We start from the raw sequence: 14,767 nt of genomic DNA on the forward strand, positions 1-14,767 counted from the left end.
GGGGAGCCTTGCAAGGCTCCCCCCAGTGATCAGAAGGGCTTTTGCCACAGGGTCAGCAGCAGATCCTGTTCCAGTTCATTCGGGCCCTGTTGAGCGAAAGCGTGACGCTGCTCACCGGTTGCCCGCCAGCCAAGACGGCTGGTCTCCAGAATAAAGCTGCGCATGGCCTGATCCATGGTGAGGCTGAACTGGCAGCGCTGTTGAGCCATCGGATTGAGGCCGCCGAGGGTTGGCCAACTGAGAGGGTGTTCCATGCTCACCGGATTGAGGCTGACCCGCAATTGCCACTGATGACGGGGACCCGGCTGCAGATAGAGCAGATAGCCACCGGGGGCCAGCCAGCTGACCAGCTGTTCAGTCTTGACCTTGAGATCGTTGACCAGCAGCACCTGAGCAGAGCCCGGTTGCAACGGCGCGCGAGCGGGATCGGCAATGACAAACTGGCCGTCCGGCTGCGCTTTTTTGGCGGCAAAGATGGTGTTCTTGGCGATATCAACCCCAGCAAACTGCCAGCCGGGCAGCCGCTCTGCCAGCGCGCGGCAGTAGTAGCCTTCACCGCACCCAAGATGGATAAGCTCTTGTGGGGCAAGGGGAGCGAGCAGGCCGGCCATGGCCTCAACCAGCGGCAGTTGGTGGCCAGCTTCCAGGAAATGGTGCTTGGCGCGCATCAGGGCGCGGCTGTCGCTGTCTTTGGGGTTTTTCTTGCCGGGGATGAGATCCAGATAACCTTCCGGTGCCGGATCGAAGTGATGCTTGTTGTCGCAATAGCGCCCCTGGGAGGCTTCATGAAGATGGAGCGGACTGCGGCAGCGGGGACATTGAAGGTGCATAGTAACTCTCTGGGCGAATGCCGGAACAGTGAAGGGCGTTCGGGATTATAGGGGAGAGGATCAAAAAAGGCTGCCGTAGCAGCCTTTTTTATCCCAAGGCCTCAGTCAGGCCTGCGGACGGGTCATCAGCGAGTGCCAAATACCACAATGGTCTTGCCGTGAGCAGAGATGAGCTCCTGCTCTTCCAGCATCTTCAGGATGCGGCCCACGGTTTCACGAGAGCAGCCGACGATCTGGCCGATCTCCTGACGGGTGATCTTGATCTGCATGCCATCCGGGTGGGTCATGGCATCCGGCTGTTTGGCCAGGTTGAGCAGGGTCTGGGCGATCCGGCCGGTCACATCCAGGAAGGCGAGGTTACCCACTTTCTGGCTGGTGTGTTGCAGGCGCTTGGCCATCTGGCCAGAGAGACGCATCAGAATGTCCGGGTTGACCTGGATCAGCTGGCGGAACTTCTTGTAGGAGATCTCTGCCACTTCGCAAGAGCCTTTCGCGCGAACCCAGGCGGAGCGCTCGGGGTTCTCGTTCTCCTCGAACATCCCCATCTCGCCCAGGAAATCGCCCTGGTTCAGATAGGAGAGGATCATCTCTTTGCCCTCATCGTCCTTGATCAAGACGGCCACAGTGCCCTTGACGATGTAGTAGAGGGTCTCCGCTTTTTCACCCGCATGGATCAGGGTGCTCTTGGCGGGATACTTATGAATGTGGCAGTGCGACAAGAACCATTCCAGGGTGGGATCGCTTTGCGGTTTGCCAATGACCATGAGAATTCCTCTGTAGTGTCTTTTTATGGACTTGTGCGTCCGGGCAAGCTGCCAATCTTGCCATTCCTTGTATTGGTCGCAGTAGGATAAGAGCCTTTGCCTGTGCTGACAAGGCTTTGCGGGCTTTTGACAGAGCCCTTTGAGTAATGCCTGCTGCGCCGCTTCGGCCATTCTAGGGAAGATAGAGGTCGGAGATGTTGATTTTGATCTATTTCCATCCCAACTCCCCCTGTTCGGCAGAGATAAGCGACTGGGTTATGCTAGGGATCCATCATCATGATTAACAGGAGAGAGTGCGAGATGAAAGCCAAGGTCAGCTGGGTGGAAGGGATGAAGTTTGTGGGTGAGAGTGAATCCGGTCACAAGGTGATCCTGGATGGTGCCAACCCCGGTGAGGGGGCCAGCCCGATGGAGATGATCCTGCTGGCGGTCGGTGGCTGCAGCTCCATTGATGTGGTTTCCATCCTCGAAAAAGCGCGCCAGTCGGTGACCGCATGCCATGTCGATGTCAGTGGCGAACGGGTCGATAGCGTGCCCCGGGTTTTCGAGAAGATTAATCTGCACTTCGTGGTGACGGGCAAGGGATTGGCAGAGAAACAGGTGGCCAGAGCGGTCGATCTGTCGATGGAAAAATACTGTTCTGTTTCCCTGATGTTGGAAAAAGCGGTACAAATTACCCATAGTTATCAAATTGTTGAAGCTTGATAACGATTGTTTCGTTGGTACCCTGGCATAAGGCCGTTACGTAAGGCCGTTACGTAAGGCCACTGCACAAGGCCATGACATAAAGCCATTACATAAGGAAAGTGCAATGAAAAAATTGATCGCTCTGCTTCCCCTTTTGGGTCTGGCGGCGTGCAGCAGCCCGCAACCTATCCAGTATCAATACAGCCAATACCAGTGTGGCGAAGAGATGCTGGCCGTTACCTATGATGCCCAGGCTGACATGGTGCAGTTCCCCTATGCCGGGGTTTATCACAAGCTGGCGCGTGTGGAGTCTGAATCTGGCGCCAAATATTCCGACAGCGTCACCACTTTCTGGAATCAGGACAAGCAAGCCCTCCTCACTCAGAAAGGAGTCACACTGCTGACCTGTACGCTTAAATAAGTGACCACAGATAGCTGAAGGTGTGCGGCTTTATGCCCGAGTCTGGCCTAGGCCGGATTGGGTCAAGAGGTTGAGACCACAAAAAACGGCTTGCCGGGAGGCAAGCCGTTTTTCTATCTATCCATTATCACTAAACAAGCGCTAGTTGGTGGGGACGCGATTGAGCAGCTCGGCCGCGAGCTGCTGGCTGAGTGCCTGGCGCTGGCTATCTGCAATGCTCACGTCGCTGGTCAGCTGGATGATGCTGCTCCAGACTGCTTTCTGGGTTTTACGATCGAGCAGCACGATGGCCAGCGACCCTTTGCGCTGGTTGGCCGAGGCATATACCCCGGGTGTCATGCCAAGACGTGCGAAAATCTCGCCATCACTCATATCCTTGCCGCCCGCGACGCCGATGGCGACCCACAGATCCGCCTCGTCGAGCGGTGCACTCTGCCATCCCTTGCCATTGAGCTCCCGGCTTACCGCCTGCTGCATCGGCTCCAGCCACCCTTCCGCCAACTCACCGGCAAATTGATACTGTTCGGCCAGGGCGTAGCGCGGGGTTGCACCATAGGTCCAGTTGCCCATCGGGCGAACCAGCATGGTGCCGGACTCCAGCGTGGGGGCCGCCGGCCCGCTGCTGCAACCGCCAAGCAGGGCGAGCAGTGCCACAGAGAGATAAGCAAGCCGCATCGTGAACTCCTTTGAATCAGGTTATTTTGCCGGTTTCGATCAATTGCTGGATGAGCGGGCGCAGGATCAGCTCCATCGCAAAGCCCATCTTGCCACCCGGCACCACTATGGTGTTCATCCGCGACATGAATGAGCCATCGATCATCGACAGCAGGTAGGGGAAATCCACCTGCTTGATACCGCGAAACCGGATCACCAGCATACTCTCGTCCAGACTCGGGATCACCTTGGCGCTGAAGGGGTTGGAGGTATCCACCGTCGGCACCCGTTGGAAGTTGATATGGGTGCGCGAGAACTGCGGGGTGATGAAGTTGATGTAGTCATCCATGGAGCGAACGATGGAGTCGGTCACCGCCTCGCGAGAATGCCCTCGCTCCGAGGTATCGCGGATCAGCTTCTGGATCCACTCCAGGTTGACGATGGGTACTACACCTATCAGAAAATCCACGTGGCGCGCCACATTGTGATCCTCGGTAACCACACCGCCGTGCAGCCCTTCATAAAACAGCAGATCGGTATTGCTGGGCAGATGCTGCCAGGGGGTGAAGGTGCCGGGCATCTGGTTGAAGGGCACCGCCTCGTCAAAGCTGTGCAGGTAGCGGCGATACTGGCCATTGCCATCCTGCCCATAGCCCTGAAAAAAGCTCTCCAGCAGCCCGAAGTCATTGGCCTCAGGGCCAAAATAGCTGATATGGCGCCCCTGTTCGCGCGCCTTGCGGATCGCTACATCCATTTCCGGTCGGGTGTAGCGGTGAAAACTGTCACCTTCCACCACAGCCGCGGTATATCCCAGTTGATGGAACATGGAGCGAAAGGCGTTGGTGGAGGTGGAGGTGCCGGCACCGGACGAACCGGTAACGGCAATAATGGGGTGCTTGGCCGACATGGGATTCTCTCTTCCTTGGGAATTCCGTTATAAGGTCCGGATTGCGGTTGGGTCAAGACTGCTCGATGAAGCGGTCTTTCATCACGATATTCACCGATTCGTGCAGCTCGCTATAGACGATGACAGCTTTGCCTTGCTGTAATTGTTCTCTCACTGCATCGACTTTGACGCCAAGCGGTACATCCTGTTCTCCATATTCGGTTCCCTCCTGCAACACAAAGTGTTCGATCAGGTTGGTCAGGGTGTCGCCGTCCAGTTCTTGCCAGGGAATGATCATTTAAAGGTCTCACAGCAAAAGAGGTGATCGTCAGGCTATTGTTGTGTTGAATCCCGCGAATGCAATCACTTTTTACCTTTTCACCGGAGTCTGAGAGATGTTGTCTGAAGCGCAGCGCAGCGCGCCGTTAACCCTGACTGAGCATCTGGACAGCGCACGTCGAGAGGCGATTGCCCGAGGCATGGTGTGGTTCTGGTTGTTGAACTGGCTGGTGGTGTTGTTTCTTTCGATACGCTACGAGGTTTACAGCCAGGTCGGGCTAGCCAGTGATGACAGCTTGCCCTGGCGCTTTCAGAGTGAGCTGGCCCTGGTCATGGTGGTGCTATTGCTACTACCTGTTGTCAGCCTCTTTTGTGACCATCTGCAGGATCGCCTCTGGTTACGGATGGCTGCGCTGGTGATGGTGCTATGGGGCGGACTCTGGACGCTGCACATCTACACGATTGGTCAGGTGGAGCTGCGGGGAGGGGTCAGCTATGCCAACGGGATCATGCGGCTCAACCTGCTGGCTGCGCTCATTGCGTTTTATCCCGATCGCAAGGTGTTTTATGGCTATCTCTTGGGCCCGATGACGGTGGGTGTGGGGTTGGAACTCTTTTTACGCGTCGATTTTCCACAGATCTACCTGCTTGGCGTGTTGTTTGGCGTGATTGCGCTGGAGGTCGGCCGCCGCATGCTGCACCGTTGGTTTGAGTTGGCGATCATGCGGGAGCATGAAAATCTGACGCTGCTACGCAAACTTGATCAGCTCGCCAAGCAAGATCCTCTGACCGGTGTCGCCAACCGGCGGCATTTCAATATCGAGCTGGATCGCGCGTTAGCCCATAGCCAGGAGAGCGGCGCTCCGCTATCGCTCATCCTGATCGATGTGGACTATTTCAAGCGATTCAACGACCACTACGGCCATCAGGTGGGGGATATGTGCCTCAAGGAGGTGGCACAAGCGCTCAACCGTGCGGTACGCACACCATCTGATCTGGTGGCCCGCTATGGCGGAGAGGAGTTTGTGCTGCTGCTGCCCAATACCGACCGTCAGGCGGCGGCCAGCGTGGCACAGCGGCTGCAAGATGGCTTGGCCAGCCTGCGGCTGGAGCATCTGGCGTCCGAGGTTGCCCCCTGGGTGACGGTGAGTCAGGGGATTGCCAGCACAGTGTCCGGTGAAGGGGCGAGCCAGTTGCTGGAGCGGGCCGATCAGGCGCTCTATCGGGCCAAGGAGTTGGGACGCAATCAGTTCTGTTTTGCAGAGTGACTCTGTTCGGCAATCCAGCGACTGATCCGTTCATCCAGCCAAAACCGTGGCCGCCAGGGCGTGCCGTGCAGAAAGCCGACATGGCCGCCGCGCTGGCTCAACTCATAGCGCACCGTGGGCGAGAGTTGCTCCGGCCGGGGAATGACCGCGTGTGACATAAAGGGATCGTCGGCGGCGTGCAGGATAAGGGTAGGGATGGGGATTTGAGCCAGCAGCGGTAGTCCCGAGCAGCTCTGGTAGTAGTGGTTGGCACTGTGAAAGCCATGCAGTGGCGCGGTGACCAGCTCGTCAAAATCGCGCAGGGTGGCAATCTGCTCCACTTGTCGAGGTTGCCAGCATTCACTCGCTTTCTGCTGCTGGCTGATCTTGTTGAGCAAGTTGCGGCGCATGGTGCGCAGCAGATAGTTCTGATAGACCTTCGAGAAGCCCTGATTGACCCGCTCGGCGCAGCTCGCCAGTTGCAGCGGGGCCGAGACCACCACCGCCGCTTTCAATGCCGCAGGACAGCCCCGCGCCAGCAGATTGACCAGCATATTGCCACCCAGTGAAAAGCCGATGGCGATCAGCGGTTTGCCCGGGAAGCGCTGGCTCAGCTCGGCAATCAGCTCCTGCGCATCACCGATGGCGCCGGAGTGATAGGCCTGCAGGTGGCGATTGGGCTCGCCGCTGCAACCGCGAAAGTGCATCAGCACAGCCTCTCTGCCCTCTTGCTGCAGGTGGGCGAACAATCCCTTGGCGTAGTGGGAGTGAATGCTTCCCTCCAGCCCGTGAAACACCACTATCAGCGGCCGTTCATCAAGGCTGACTTCCCCGCTCCAGGCGAGGTCGACAAAGTCCCCATCCTGCAGTTCAAACCGCTCCGCCACAAAACGGGCAGGGGGGCGACGCAGCCATTTGGGCAATATGGTCTGCAGATGAGGATTGCGTGCCCACCAGGGGGCGTGGAAGTGGCTCTCGGTCAGCATGGGGTCAGTCGGTCTGGGTCGAAGATAAGGAGGACGGGAGGCGTGTTCCTCCCGCCAGTCATTGGCTTATTTCAGCAGGCGATCGTGATGTTCGGCGCCGCGCAGCATGGCCTGGATCAGCTCATTGGCTTCGAACTTGGTCAGCGCCTCATGGGCTCCTACCTGATGGGCCCGCTCCACACTGATCTCGCTGGAGAGCGAGGTGTGCAGGATGATGTAGGCCCCCGCCAGTTTGCTGTCGCTCTGGACTTCGAAGGCCAGCTCATAGCCATCGAGCCCCGGCATCTCGATATCGCTTACCAGAATGTCGATCGGGGTCTTCTGGCTCGCCCGCGTCTGCATCAGGGTCAGTGCATCCTTGCCATTGGTGCAGACCTCATAAGGGATATTGATGTAGTCGAGGGCGGCCATCAGCTGACGGCGAGCGACCGAGGAGTCATCGACCAGCAGGATCCGCATCGGCTTGATCCGCTCCCGCTGCACATCGGTCAGCACCGGATAGAGGTGGCTCGGATCATCCGGATAGACCCGGGAGAGGATCAGCTCCACATCCAGCAGCTGGATCAGCTGGTCATTGACCCGGGTCACGCCGGTTACGAACACATTGTGACCGAGGGAGGCGGGGGGCGATTCGATATCGCGCCAGTTGCACTCGGTGATCTTGTCGATACCGCGTACCAGAAAACCCACCAGAGTGCGGCGGCAATCGGTAATGATGATGAAGCAGTGGGGCATCTCCTCCTTGCTGATGGGGCGATAGCCCACCGCCATCGCCATGTCGATCACCGGAATGGTGGAGCCGCGCATATTGGCAGCCCCCAACACGGTCGGGTGCGAGTGCGGCATTGCCGTCAGCTGGGTGTAGGGCACTATCTCCTTCACCTTGAGGGTACCGATGGCAAAGGATTGTTTGGCTGAAAGGTGAAACAGCAACATGCCCTGGGATTGATTGGCTTTGCTCGTCATGGCAGATGTCCTGTTGGTCGAAACGTTGGCAGTCACTTCAGGCCTCTAGCATAAAGGATTACGGGGGGAATGGCCCTTCCTTGTTAACGACCATCTGGCAAAAAACTGGACTCATTCAGCCAATTTCGTTGGCGTATTCCATCGGCGTCCGGTTATTGATCGCCATCCTCGCCAACGCCCCACTGCTGGCAGGCTGCTTGCAACGCGGCCTCATCGGCATAACCCAGCTTGCTGGCCACCTGCGCGGGTTTGCTGCCGCCTTTGAGCAATCTGAGCGCCTGCAGCAGTTGCCACTGTTGTTGCAATTCACTCCCTTCCACCGGCGCATCGGCTTGTTGTGCCCACAGTTGCAGAGACTCCGGTTGGCCATTGGCCAGCGCTTGCCAGCAGGCTTGCAGCTCACCGTGCCCCTGCTGGCTGATGGCGCACTGTTGCAGCTCATCCAGGATCACCTGCAGTCGCTGACCGTAGGCCCCTTGCCACTCTTTTGGACGTTGCCACCGGGCAAGCGAGTCGAGCAGGGCATCGAGCAGAGGCGTGGCCTGCAGCCAGCCAGCCTGCTGCGGCTGAGCCACGCGCAAAGAGACGCTCAGCTGATCGTACTCGCAACCGCTGAGGGGGCTGAAGGCAGCGAGGGCATCGGCGCAGAGCCAGAAGCTGCTGCCTGCCGGCAGCAATAGTTCATGTTGGCCCAGTCTCAGCAGCGCGGCGCCCCGGGTGATCCGCAACAGCTGCCCGACCGGAGTTCGTTTGCGATTGCCGGCGTGCAGGCCCTGGCAGGAAAAATGGTGATACTCGATGGCGTGATGCATGTAAAAACCCTGATATGATGCTGCCTGGAGGTAACAAATATGGAAACCAGACGTAAAAAGCGCTTCATTGCCGGTGCAGTCTGCCCGGCGTGCGGCAAGTTGGACAACATGATGCTGTATCTGGAGCATGGAGTCGAGAAGGTGACCTGCGTCGCCTGTGGCGATACCCAGGTACAAACGCCTGCCGAGGTCGACAAGCAGACTCGCGAGGCGGAAGAGGTGATCGGGGTGTTTCGCCCCTGATAAGGGAACGGTGGGTGGAATGCGGGTCTCCTCGCTGACGCAGTTGCCGTTTTTTTCGTCACTCAGTGGCGCCGCACGGCATATGCGCGGCCCGCTTTTTAGGGTATTCTGAGCCCGTTTTTTTCTATCCGCAGGATCCTGACATGAAAGTAGCTCCTCTGAGCGTGGTTACGCTGGAATATACAGTCACCGACGAGCACGGTGAAGTCATCGACAGCACTGTCGGCAAAGAGCCGCTGGTCTATCTGCACGGCACCCGTTACCTGGTCTCTGGCCTGGAAGCCGAGCTGGAAGGTCGCGCGGTAGGTGAAGCCTTCGAAGTGACTCTGGCACCGAGCCAGGCCTACGGCGAATATGACGAGACACTGGTACAAGAAGTACCGGGCGAGCTGTTCGACGGCATGGAAGTCTCCGAAGGGGATACTTTTGTGGCTGAAACCGACGATGGCCACCGCCCGGTGACCGTGGTTGAAGTGTCCGAAGAGTTCGTCAAAGTGGATGGCAACCATCCGCTGGCTGGCGTAACCCTGGGCTTCAAGGTCGAGATCAAGGACGTGCGTGCCGCCACTGCCGAAGAGCTGGCCCACGGCCACGTTCACGGTGCCGGTGGTTGCGGTCACGATCACGGTCATGACCACGATCACGGCGGCTGCTGTGGCGGTCATGGTCACGACCATGATGAGGATCACGGCCAGGGCGGTTGCTGCGGCGGTGCTGGCCACGGTCACGATCATGGCCACGACCACGGTGATGACCATGGTCACGGCGGCTGCTGCGGTGGCGGCGGTTGTGGTGGCAAGGGCCATCACCACTGATCACGGCCACGCCGATGATAAAAAACCCGCGATTATCGCGGGTTTTTTTATTGGCTGACAGCTGTGCCAAGCCATGTTGCCTGACCAGAGATAGTGCCGGATCAGTAGTGCGGCGGCGGGGTCTCTTCGGCCATGCTGGCAATCTGGCTGGGTTGTACGCTTTGCAGTTTGTCGATCAGCAGCTGGATCTGGTATTTGAGTCGATCGAGTTCACGGCCCTGGGTGGTTACCTCGTCGTTGAGCTGCTCTATGGTGTACTCCGCATAGGCGAGACGGGTTTCCAGGGTTTCGATGCGATCGTTAAGTTGCTGACTCATGGGCCTTCGGGTCCTTACTTGATTGTCCAGATTTCGGCCAGACCACTGGAGCTGGCACTGACAAGGTGGCTATTGTCGCGCAAAGCGACGCCGTAGACCACTGCGCTGGGCGGTTTCACCTTGGGTTGCGGCGAGACGCGCCAGCTCTGCAGCAGGGCACCATCGCTCACTTGCCACAGGGAGAGCTGACGGGAAGGGGCGCCGGTGATGAGCCACTTGCCATCGTTGGCAAAGCGGGCGCTGGTGTAGACCTCGAAGCGGTGATCATATTGCAGCTGACTCACCTCCTTGCCGGTTTTCAGATCCCAGATGCTGGCCCGGCTGCTGTCGGCGGTGAAGGCGTAGCGGCCGCTCGGCTCCAGTCTGGCCATGATCACCCGGCCACCATGGTTGAAGCGCCAGATCACCTGCCCGCTACGGGTATCCCACAGATAGGCGCTGTAGTCGTTGCCGCCGGTCAGGGCGTAGCGACCGTTGGCGGAGAGATCCACCGTATTGACCTGTTCGGTGTGCCCCAGAAACTGCAGGCGACGGCCGCTTCGGGTGTCGAGCCACTCAGCTTTGCCATCTTCCCGCCCGATCAGCACATAACGACCGTCGGCAGAGAGCGCGATGTCCCTCAGCCTGGATTCAGGAAGTGAGTAGTAGCCTTGTGATTGCCCGTCGCTCAGCCGCCAGGTTGCAAAGGTATCGGGGGTAGCGGTGACGGCATGGCTGTTGCCTTCGGAAAAACGGGTAATGAATACCAGATCATCCGCCGAGTCGGATTGCTTCCAGCGCCAGCGTTGACGGTTCTGTTCCAGATCCCAGACGATGATGCCCTGGCTGATGCTGGAGACGATGGCTTGCTTGCCATCACTGGAGAGATCTGCGGTCAGCAGACCCGTGCTGGCGAGAGTCATTTGCTGGTTGGGTTGGGAGCTCTGCTCGCAACCGGTGAGCATTAAACAGAGGCTCACCAGATAAATGGCACTTTTTATCATTTTTGCGGTCTCACGCTTTTGTTACCTGCGATCACGGCGTTAGTATAAGGCGCTTATCACGATAAACCTCTCATTTCACGATGGAACCGAGAGCGGTATTTGGAGTTTGGAGAAACTGATGAACAAATTTCTGAAGGTGTCCCTGTTGGCGGCGGCCGTTGCCGTCGGTCTGACTGCTTGCCAAAAAGACGAGAAGCCTGCTGCGGCCAATACCGCCGAAGTGAAGGCAGAAGCCAGCAAGCCGGCAGAGGCGACCAAGGCCGAAGCCAAGAGCTTTGAAGAGCAATCTGGCTACGCAATTGGCCTCTCCATGGGGCGTTACATCGCCAATACCCTGGAGCGTCAGCAGGAACTGGGCATCAAACTGGACAACGCCGTGATCCTGAAAGGGGTGACTGACGGTCTGGGCAAAGAAGCCAAGATGACTGATGAAGAGATCCAGAAGGTACTGCAGGATTACGACGCCAAGATCAACGAGCTGACCAAGGCCAAGGCCGAGAAAGACGCCGTTGAGAATCTGAAGAAGGGCGAAGAGTTCCTGGCTGCCAACGCCAAGAAAGAGGGTGTGAAGAGCACTGAATCCGGCCTGCAATACGTGGTCGAGAAGATGGGCACTGGCGCCAAGCCGAAATCTACCGATATCGTCAAGGTGCACTACACCGGTACCCTGACTGATGGCACCAAGTTCGACAGCTCCGTCGATCGCGGCGAGCCGGCTACCTTCCCGCTCAACCAGGTTATCCCGGGTTGGACCGAAGGCGTTCAGCTGATGCCGGTTGGCTCCAAGTTCAAGTTCTTCCTGCCGTCCAAGCTGGCCTATGGCGAGCACGGTGCAGGCTCCATCCCGGCGAATGCCGTACTGGTGTTTGACGTTGAGCTGCTGGCTATCGAGAAGCCGACTGCAGACGATGCCAAGAAGTAATCTTTTCTTGTAGTGAAAAACGGCTCCTTAAGGAGCCGTTTTTACTTGTGTATTCCCTGCAATCGCGGGATAACAGAGCTGTCTTGGCGTTGGGTTTGCGCGCGAAAATAAGGCAAAATAGATCGCAGAATCAAATACAAGGATGAGTCCAGTGGCTGAAAATAAATCGCGTGTCCTGCTGGTGGAAGATACCCGTAGTCTGGCGGTGGTCTATGAACAGTACCTTCGCCAGGAGGGGTACGAGGTGGTGCTGGCCGACTGCGGTCAACAGGCGTTGGCGCAGTTGCTGGCAAGTCCTCCCCCCGTGGTGCTGCTGGATCTGGAGCTGCCGGATATGTCCGGTATGGATATTCTGCAAATGATCACCGAACAGCAGTTACCCTGCTCTGTGGTGGTGATCACCGCCCACGGCTCGGTGGATGTGGCAGTGGAGGCGATGCGCCTCGGTGCCTTTGATTTTCTGACCAAGCCGTTTGACAGCAAGCGGCTCTGCGCCACCGTTCGCAATGCCTTGAAACATCAGCAGTTGAGCTCGCTGGTTGCCCACTATCGGGAGAACTTCGAGCGCAGCTCCTTCTTCGGTTTTATCGGCGCCTCTATGTCGATGCAGGCGGTCTATCGCATCATCGAAAGTGCGGCGCCCAGCAAGGCGACCGTCTTTATCACTGGCGAGAGCGGCACCGGCAAAGAGGTGTGTGCCGAGGCGATTCACCAGTGCAGTCCCCGCAGCGAACAGCCCTTTATTGCCCTCAACTGCGCCGCCATTCCCCACGATTTGATGGAGAGCGAGATCTTCGGTCATGTGAAGGGCTCTTTTACCGGCGCCCAGGGGGATCGCAAGGGGGCGGCCAGTCTGGCCGATGGCGGAACCCTCTTTCTCGACGAGATCTGCGAGATGGACCTGGATCTGCAGAGCAAGCTGCTGCGCTTTATCCAGACCGGCACAGTGCAGCGAGTCGGCAGCGGCAAGCTCGAGACGGTGGATGTGCGCTTTATCTGCGCCACCAACCGGGATCCGCTGGTGGAGGTGAAAGCGGGCCGTTTTCGCGAGGATCTCTACTATCGGCTCCACGTCATTCCGCTTACCCTGCCGCCGCTGCGGGAGCGGGGTGAGGATATCCTGCTGCTGGCGCGCACCCTGCTGCAAAGCTACGCCAAGGAGGAGAACAAACGCTTCAAGGATTTCGATGTCGAGGCGGCGCGAGTGCTGCTCGACTACCCCTGGCCTGGCAACGTACGCGAGCTGCAAAACGTGGTGCGCAATATCGTGGTGCTCAATGACAAGGAGCTGGTGAGCCCGGATATTCTGCCGCCACCGCTCAATGGGGTGCGCCCCCAACTGCCGGCTGCGATTGCGGCAGCGGTGGCATCGGCTCCGGCAGCCACCGGCGTGGCCAACGGGCCAATTCGTCCGCTCTGGCTGGTGGAGAAAGAGGTGATCGAACAGGCCATCGCCAGCTGTGACGGCAACATTCCCAAGGCGGCGGCCCTGCTCGAGATCAGCCCCTCCACCATTTACCGTAAAAAGCAGGGGTGGGAGGAGTCCAATCGGGCCTGAACCATCTTGCCAGCAGCAAGGGCGGCTAGCGTGCCGCCCTTGCTATTTTGGGGATCAGAGTTTGGCGAGGCGCTTAAGGCGGGCCAGTCGCTCCCCCTCGTTGGCGCTGAACCAGCGGTCCTGTGACAGCAGAAACCAGGCGCGGGAGAAGTATTCCGCGGCCAGCGGATCGTCCAGCACCAAGGCATTCTCCCCCAGCTCCTCGAACAGATAACCATCCTCAGGTTCGCCAGCCTCGGCCATATCGGCCTTGAGCTGGTGCAGCTCTGCCAGTGCCTGCTGGTGCTGACCCTGGGCCCGGGTCAGGCGAGCCAGACTCCAGCGGGCGATAAACGCCTTTGCCGGCTGGTTATGCTGCAGATGCCAGGCCAGACATTTCTGTTGCTGGATTTTTGCCTCCTCAAAGCGGCCCAGTTCGAACAGGGTCCAGCCCTGATTGTTGTAAAGGGGGGCCAGCCAGCCGCGCACCTTCTCGTCAATGCTGCGCTCCGCCAGCTCCATCGCCAGTTGATGCCAGCGGCTCTGCTCTTCCAGTGGTGCGGCGATGGCGATCATGTGAGCGGCGTCGATGGCGAGATAGGTCTCCTTCTCCTTGAGTCCCCACTGCCAGGCTTGTTCAAACAGCGGTTTGGCACTGGCTTTGTCGCCCGCCGAGTTAAAGGTGCGGCCTCGCTCCAGCAGGGTCCGGATCCGCGCTCTGGGGGTTGTGTCGGTGAGGCGAGGCTCTATCTCGTCGAGCAGCTGATGGGCTTCGGCAAACTGGCGCTGCAGCGAATGGGTGCGGGCAATTTGGGTCAGCAACTCCAGTTCGAGTTGCAGGTCGGCGGCGGCGCGCGCTTCGGGAAGAAGGGTGTGAAAACGCAGTGCGCTGGCGGCGGGATCCTGATAATCCCACAGCGCCATGAAATCGGGCGGATTGTCCATTTGGCCTCCTTGCTGGTTATCCTGTCACCAAGATGCCTGCAGGCCATTGTTTGTACAAGGGGCGCACGTCACAGAGCGCCCCTTGAGTCATGTTAACGGCTGTGGCCAGTTGCTCAATAGACCATGGCCAGGCTCATCAGCATCAGACCGAGGGCGGCAAAGGCCCCCTCCTTGATGGCGAGCCGTGGCACCAGCGCCTTGGGCAGGGCCGGAAACAGGCTCAGAGCAAAGCCAAGCCCCGGCATCAACCAGTGGAATGCCGGATCGCGCAGGGCGGGATCGGCGGCACCGTTGATGATGATCAGCAAAATAAACAGGGTGAAGGCGGGGAGGATAAACCAGCGTACCCCACCGGCGGCGACCGCCCGCAGCGGCGAAATGCGATAGAGCAGCATGGTCACAAGGAACAGAACAAAAGGGGCCAGCAGATAGAGCGGAGCGGGGTTCATAACATCTTTCCTGAAAACTGATCG

General features: G+C 58.6%; 19 protein-coding genes. 7 read left to right on the plus strand and 12 right to left on the minus strand.

From position 1 onward, the window contains the following. Positions 1–29 precede the first annotated feature (29 nt). Together AB5Y83_RS03765 and crp are read right to left on the minus strand one after the other, a co-directional pair. A complete protein-coding gene (locus tag AB5Y83_RS03765; protein WP_064335597.1) occupies positions 30–830 on the minus strand; it encodes a putative RNA methyltransferase in 801 nt (266 codons plus the stop codon). A gap of 125 nt (positions 831–955) precedes the next feature. Then, positions 956–1,594 carry a cAMP-activated global transcriptional regulator CRP gene (gene crp, locus AB5Y83_RS03770; RefSeq protein ID WP_005335304.1) on the minus strand — a complete coding sequence of 213 codons (639 nt, stop codon included), beginning with the start codon at positions 1,592–1,594 and terminating at the stop codon, positions 956–958. Between the two features lie 300 nt (positions 1,595–1,894). Between crp and AB5Y83_RS03775 the strand changes: the two genes are divergently transcribed. Together AB5Y83_RS03775 and AB5Y83_RS03780 are read left to right on the plus strand one after the other, a co-directional pair. After that, a complete protein-coding gene (locus AB5Y83_RS03775) occupies positions 1,895–2,299 on the plus strand; it encodes an OsmC family protein (protein WP_005362569.1) in 405 nt (134 codons plus the stop codon). Between the two features lie 106 nt (positions 2,300–2,405). After that, entirely contained in the window at positions 2,406–2,702 is a 297-nt protein-coding gene (locus AB5Y83_RS03780) for an MliC family protein (protein ID WP_368174727.1), read from the plus strand. A 141-nt stretch (positions 2,703–2,843) separates the two neighbouring features. Here the strand turns inward: AB5Y83_RS03780 and AB5Y83_RS03785 are convergent, their stop codons facing one another. From AB5Y83_RS03785 to AB5Y83_RS03795, 3 genes are read right to left on the minus strand one after another with little or no spacing between them, the layout of a single operon-like run. Then, on the minus strand, positions 2,844–3,377 hold the full coding sequence (locus AB5Y83_RS03785) for a DUF4136 domain-containing protein (protein WP_005335300.1): 534 nt from the start codon (positions 3,375–3,377) through the stop codon (positions 2,844–2,846). Positions 3,378–3,393: 16 nt separating this feature from the next. Continuing rightward, positions 3,394–4,263 (minus strand): phosphoribulokinase, encoded by an 870-nt coding sequence (locus tag AB5Y83_RS03790; RefSeq protein WP_005335299.1) that lies wholly within the window; start codon positions 4,261–4,263, stop codon positions 3,394–3,396. A gap of 52 nt (positions 4,264–4,315) precedes the next feature. Beyond that, on the minus strand, positions 4,316–4,540 hold the full coding sequence (locus AB5Y83_RS03795) for a YheU family protein (protein ID WP_005335298.1): 225 nt from the start codon (positions 4,538–4,540) through the stop codon (positions 4,316–4,318). Between the two features lie 97 nt (positions 4,541–4,637). On the opposite strand from AB5Y83_RS03795, the gene AB5Y83_RS03800 reads away from it, so the two are divergent. Next, entirely contained in the window at positions 4,638–5,789 is a 1,152-nt protein-coding gene (locus tag AB5Y83_RS03800; RefSeq protein ID WP_368174728.1) for a GGDEF domain-containing protein, read from the plus strand. On the opposite strand, the gene AB5Y83_RS03805 is transcribed toward AB5Y83_RS03800, so the two are convergent. The 3 genes from AB5Y83_RS03805 to AB5Y83_RS03815 all read right to left on the minus strand — a co-directional run bounded on the left by AB5Y83_RS03805 (position 5,768) and on the right by AB5Y83_RS03815 (position 8,532). Further along, a complete protein-coding gene (locus tag AB5Y83_RS03805) occupies positions 5,768–6,754 on the minus strand; it encodes a hydrolase (RefSeq protein WP_368174729.1) in 987 nt (328 codons plus the stop codon). The genes AB5Y83_RS03800 and AB5Y83_RS03805 overlap by 22 nt on opposite strands. A 66-nt stretch (positions 6,755–6,820) precedes the next feature. Continuing rightward, a complete protein-coding gene (locus AB5Y83_RS03810; protein WP_005335289.1) occupies positions 6,821–7,720 on the minus strand; it encodes a chemotaxis protein in 900 nt (299 codons plus the stop codon). A gap of 152 nt (positions 7,721–7,872) precedes the next feature. Further along, positions 7,873–8,532, minus strand: coding sequence for a hypothetical protein (locus AB5Y83_RS03815; RefSeq protein ID WP_279488313.1), 660 nt, complete (start codon positions 8,530–8,532; stop codon positions 7,873–7,875). 39 nt (positions 8,533–8,571) lie between these two features. Here AB5Y83_RS03815 and AB5Y83_RS03820 point away from each other — a divergent pair, with 39 nt between their 5' ends. Next, entirely contained in the window at positions 8,572–8,775 is a 204-nt protein-coding gene (locus tag AB5Y83_RS03820; RefSeq protein ID WP_005335287.1) for a YheV family putative zinc ribbon protein, read from the plus strand. 143 nt (positions 8,776–8,918) lie between these two features. Further along, complete coding sequence (slyD, locus tag AB5Y83_RS03825; RefSeq protein WP_005348264.1) at positions 8,919–9,590, plus strand: peptidylprolyl isomerase; 672 nt, start codon at positions 8,919–8,921, stop codon at positions 9,588–9,590. Positions 9,591–9,691: 101 nt separating this feature from the next. Here the strand turns inward: slyD and AB5Y83_RS03830 are convergent, their stop codons facing one another. Next, a complete protein-coding gene (locus AB5Y83_RS03830; RefSeq protein ID WP_005335285.1) occupies positions 9,692–9,907 on the minus strand; it encodes a SlyX family protein in 216 nt (71 codons plus the stop codon). Positions 9,908–9,921: 14 nt separating this feature from the next. Beyond that, positions 9,922–10,890, minus strand: coding sequence for a vegetatible incompatibility protein HET-E-1 (locus AB5Y83_RS03835; protein ID WP_043820853.1), 969 nt, complete (start codon positions 10,888–10,890; stop codon positions 9,922–9,924). 118 nt (positions 10,891–11,008) lie between these two features. Between AB5Y83_RS03835 and fkpA the strand changes: the two genes are divergently transcribed. Next, on the plus strand, positions 11,009–11,812 hold the full coding sequence (gene fkpA / locus AB5Y83_RS03840; RefSeq protein WP_005335283.1) for an FKBP-type peptidyl-prolyl cis-trans isomerase: 804 nt from the start codon (positions 11,009–11,011) through the stop codon (positions 11,810–11,812). Positions 11,813–11,963: 151 nt separating this feature from the next. Beyond that, positions 11,964–13,370 (plus strand): sigma-54 dependent transcriptional regulator, encoded by a 1,407-nt coding sequence (locus AB5Y83_RS03845; RefSeq protein ID WP_005348258.1) that lies wholly within the window; start codon positions 11,964–11,966, stop codon positions 13,368–13,370. 54 nt (positions 13,371–13,424) lie between these two features. Here AB5Y83_RS03845 and AB5Y83_RS03850 read toward each other — a convergent pair whose 3' ends face one another. Both AB5Y83_RS03850 and AB5Y83_RS03855 read right to left on the minus strand, forming a co-directional pair. Continuing rightward, positions 13,425–14,294: a hypothetical protein gene (locus tag AB5Y83_RS03850; RefSeq protein WP_368174730.1), complete on the minus strand. Its 870-nt coding sequence runs from the start codon at positions 14,292–14,294 to the stop codon at positions 13,425–13,427. A gap of 113 nt (positions 14,295–14,407) precedes the next feature. Beyond that, positions 14,408–14,743 carry a hypothetical protein gene (locus tag AB5Y83_RS03855; RefSeq protein ID WP_005358483.1) on the minus strand — a complete coding sequence of 112 codons (336 nt, stop codon included), beginning with the start codon at positions 14,741–14,743 and terminating at the stop codon, positions 14,408–14,410. Positions 14,744–14,767 lie beyond the last annotated feature (24 nt).

The sequence above is a fragment of the Aeromonas sp. R5-4 genome (genome assembly GCF_040908215.1).
In the GTDB taxonomy this organism is placed as follows: domain Bacteria; phylum Pseudomonadota; class Gammaproteobacteria; order Enterobacterales; family Aeromonadaceae; genus Aeromonas; species Aeromonas veronii.

Coding starts and splice junctions, on each gene's coding strand:
- AB5Y83_RS03765 (WP_064335597.1), bottom strand. CDS start 830: ATGCACCTTCAATGTCCCCGCTGCCGCAGTCCGCTCCATCTTCATGAA.
- crp (WP_005335304.1), bottom strand. CDS start 1,594: ATGGTCATTGGCAAACCGCAAAGCGATCCCACCCTGGAATGGTTCTTG.
- AB5Y83_RS03775 (WP_005362569.1), top strand. CDS start 1,895: ATGAAAGCCAAGGTCAGCTGGGTGGAAGGGATGAAGTTTGTGGGTGAG.
- AB5Y83_RS03780 (WP_368174727.1), top strand. CDS start 2,406: ATGAAAAAATTGATCGCTCTGCTTCCCCTTTTGGGTCTGGCGGCGTGC.
- AB5Y83_RS03785 (WP_005335300.1), bottom strand. CDS start 3,377: ATGCGGCTTGCTTATCTCTCTGTGGCACTGCTCGCCCTGCTTGGCGGT.
- AB5Y83_RS03790 (WP_005335299.1), bottom strand. CDS start 4,263: ATGTCGGCCAAGCACCCCATTATTGCCGTTACCGGTTCGTCCGGTGCC.
- AB5Y83_RS03795 (WP_005335298.1), bottom strand. CDS start 4,540: ATGATCATTCCCTGGCAAGAACTGGACGGCGACACCCTGACCAACCTG.
- AB5Y83_RS03800 (WP_368174728.1), top strand. CDS start 4,638: ATGTTGTCTGAAGCGCAGCGCAGCGCGCCGTTAACCCTGACTGAGCAT.
- AB5Y83_RS03805 (WP_368174729.1), bottom strand. CDS start 6,754: ATGCTGACCGAGAGCCACTTCCACGCCCCCTGGTGGGCACGCAATCCT.
- AB5Y83_RS03810 (WP_005335289.1), bottom strand. CDS start 7,720: ATGACGAGCAAAGCCAATCAATCCCAGGGCATGTTGCTGTTTCACCTT.
- AB5Y83_RS03815 (WP_279488313.1), bottom strand. CDS start 8,532: ATGCATCACGCCATCGAGTATCACCATTTTTCCTGCCAGGGCCTGCAC.
- AB5Y83_RS03820 (WP_005335287.1), top strand. CDS start 8,572: ATGGAAACCAGACGTAAAAAGCGCTTCATTGCCGGTGCAGTCTGCCCG.
- slyD (WP_005348264.1), top strand. CDS start 8,919: ATGAAAGTAGCTCCTCTGAGCGTGGTTACGCTGGAATATACAGTCACC.
- AB5Y83_RS03830 (WP_005335285.1), bottom strand. CDS start 9,907: ATGAGTCAGCAACTTAACGATCGCATCGAAACCCTGGAAACCCGTCTC.
- AB5Y83_RS03835 (WP_043820853.1), bottom strand. CDS start 10,890: ATGATAAAAAGTGCCATTTATCTGGTGAGCCTCTGTTTAATGCTCACC.
- fkpA (WP_005335283.1), top strand. CDS start 11,009: ATGAACAAATTTCTGAAGGTGTCCCTGTTGGCGGCGGCCGTTGCCGTC.
- AB5Y83_RS03850 (WP_368174730.1), bottom strand. CDS start 14,294: ATGGACAATCCGCCCGATTTCATGGCGCTGTGGGATTATCAGGATCCC.
- AB5Y83_RS03855 (WP_005358483.1), bottom strand. CDS start 14,743: ATGAACCCCGCTCCGCTCTATCTGCTGGCCCCTTTTGTTCTGTTCCTT.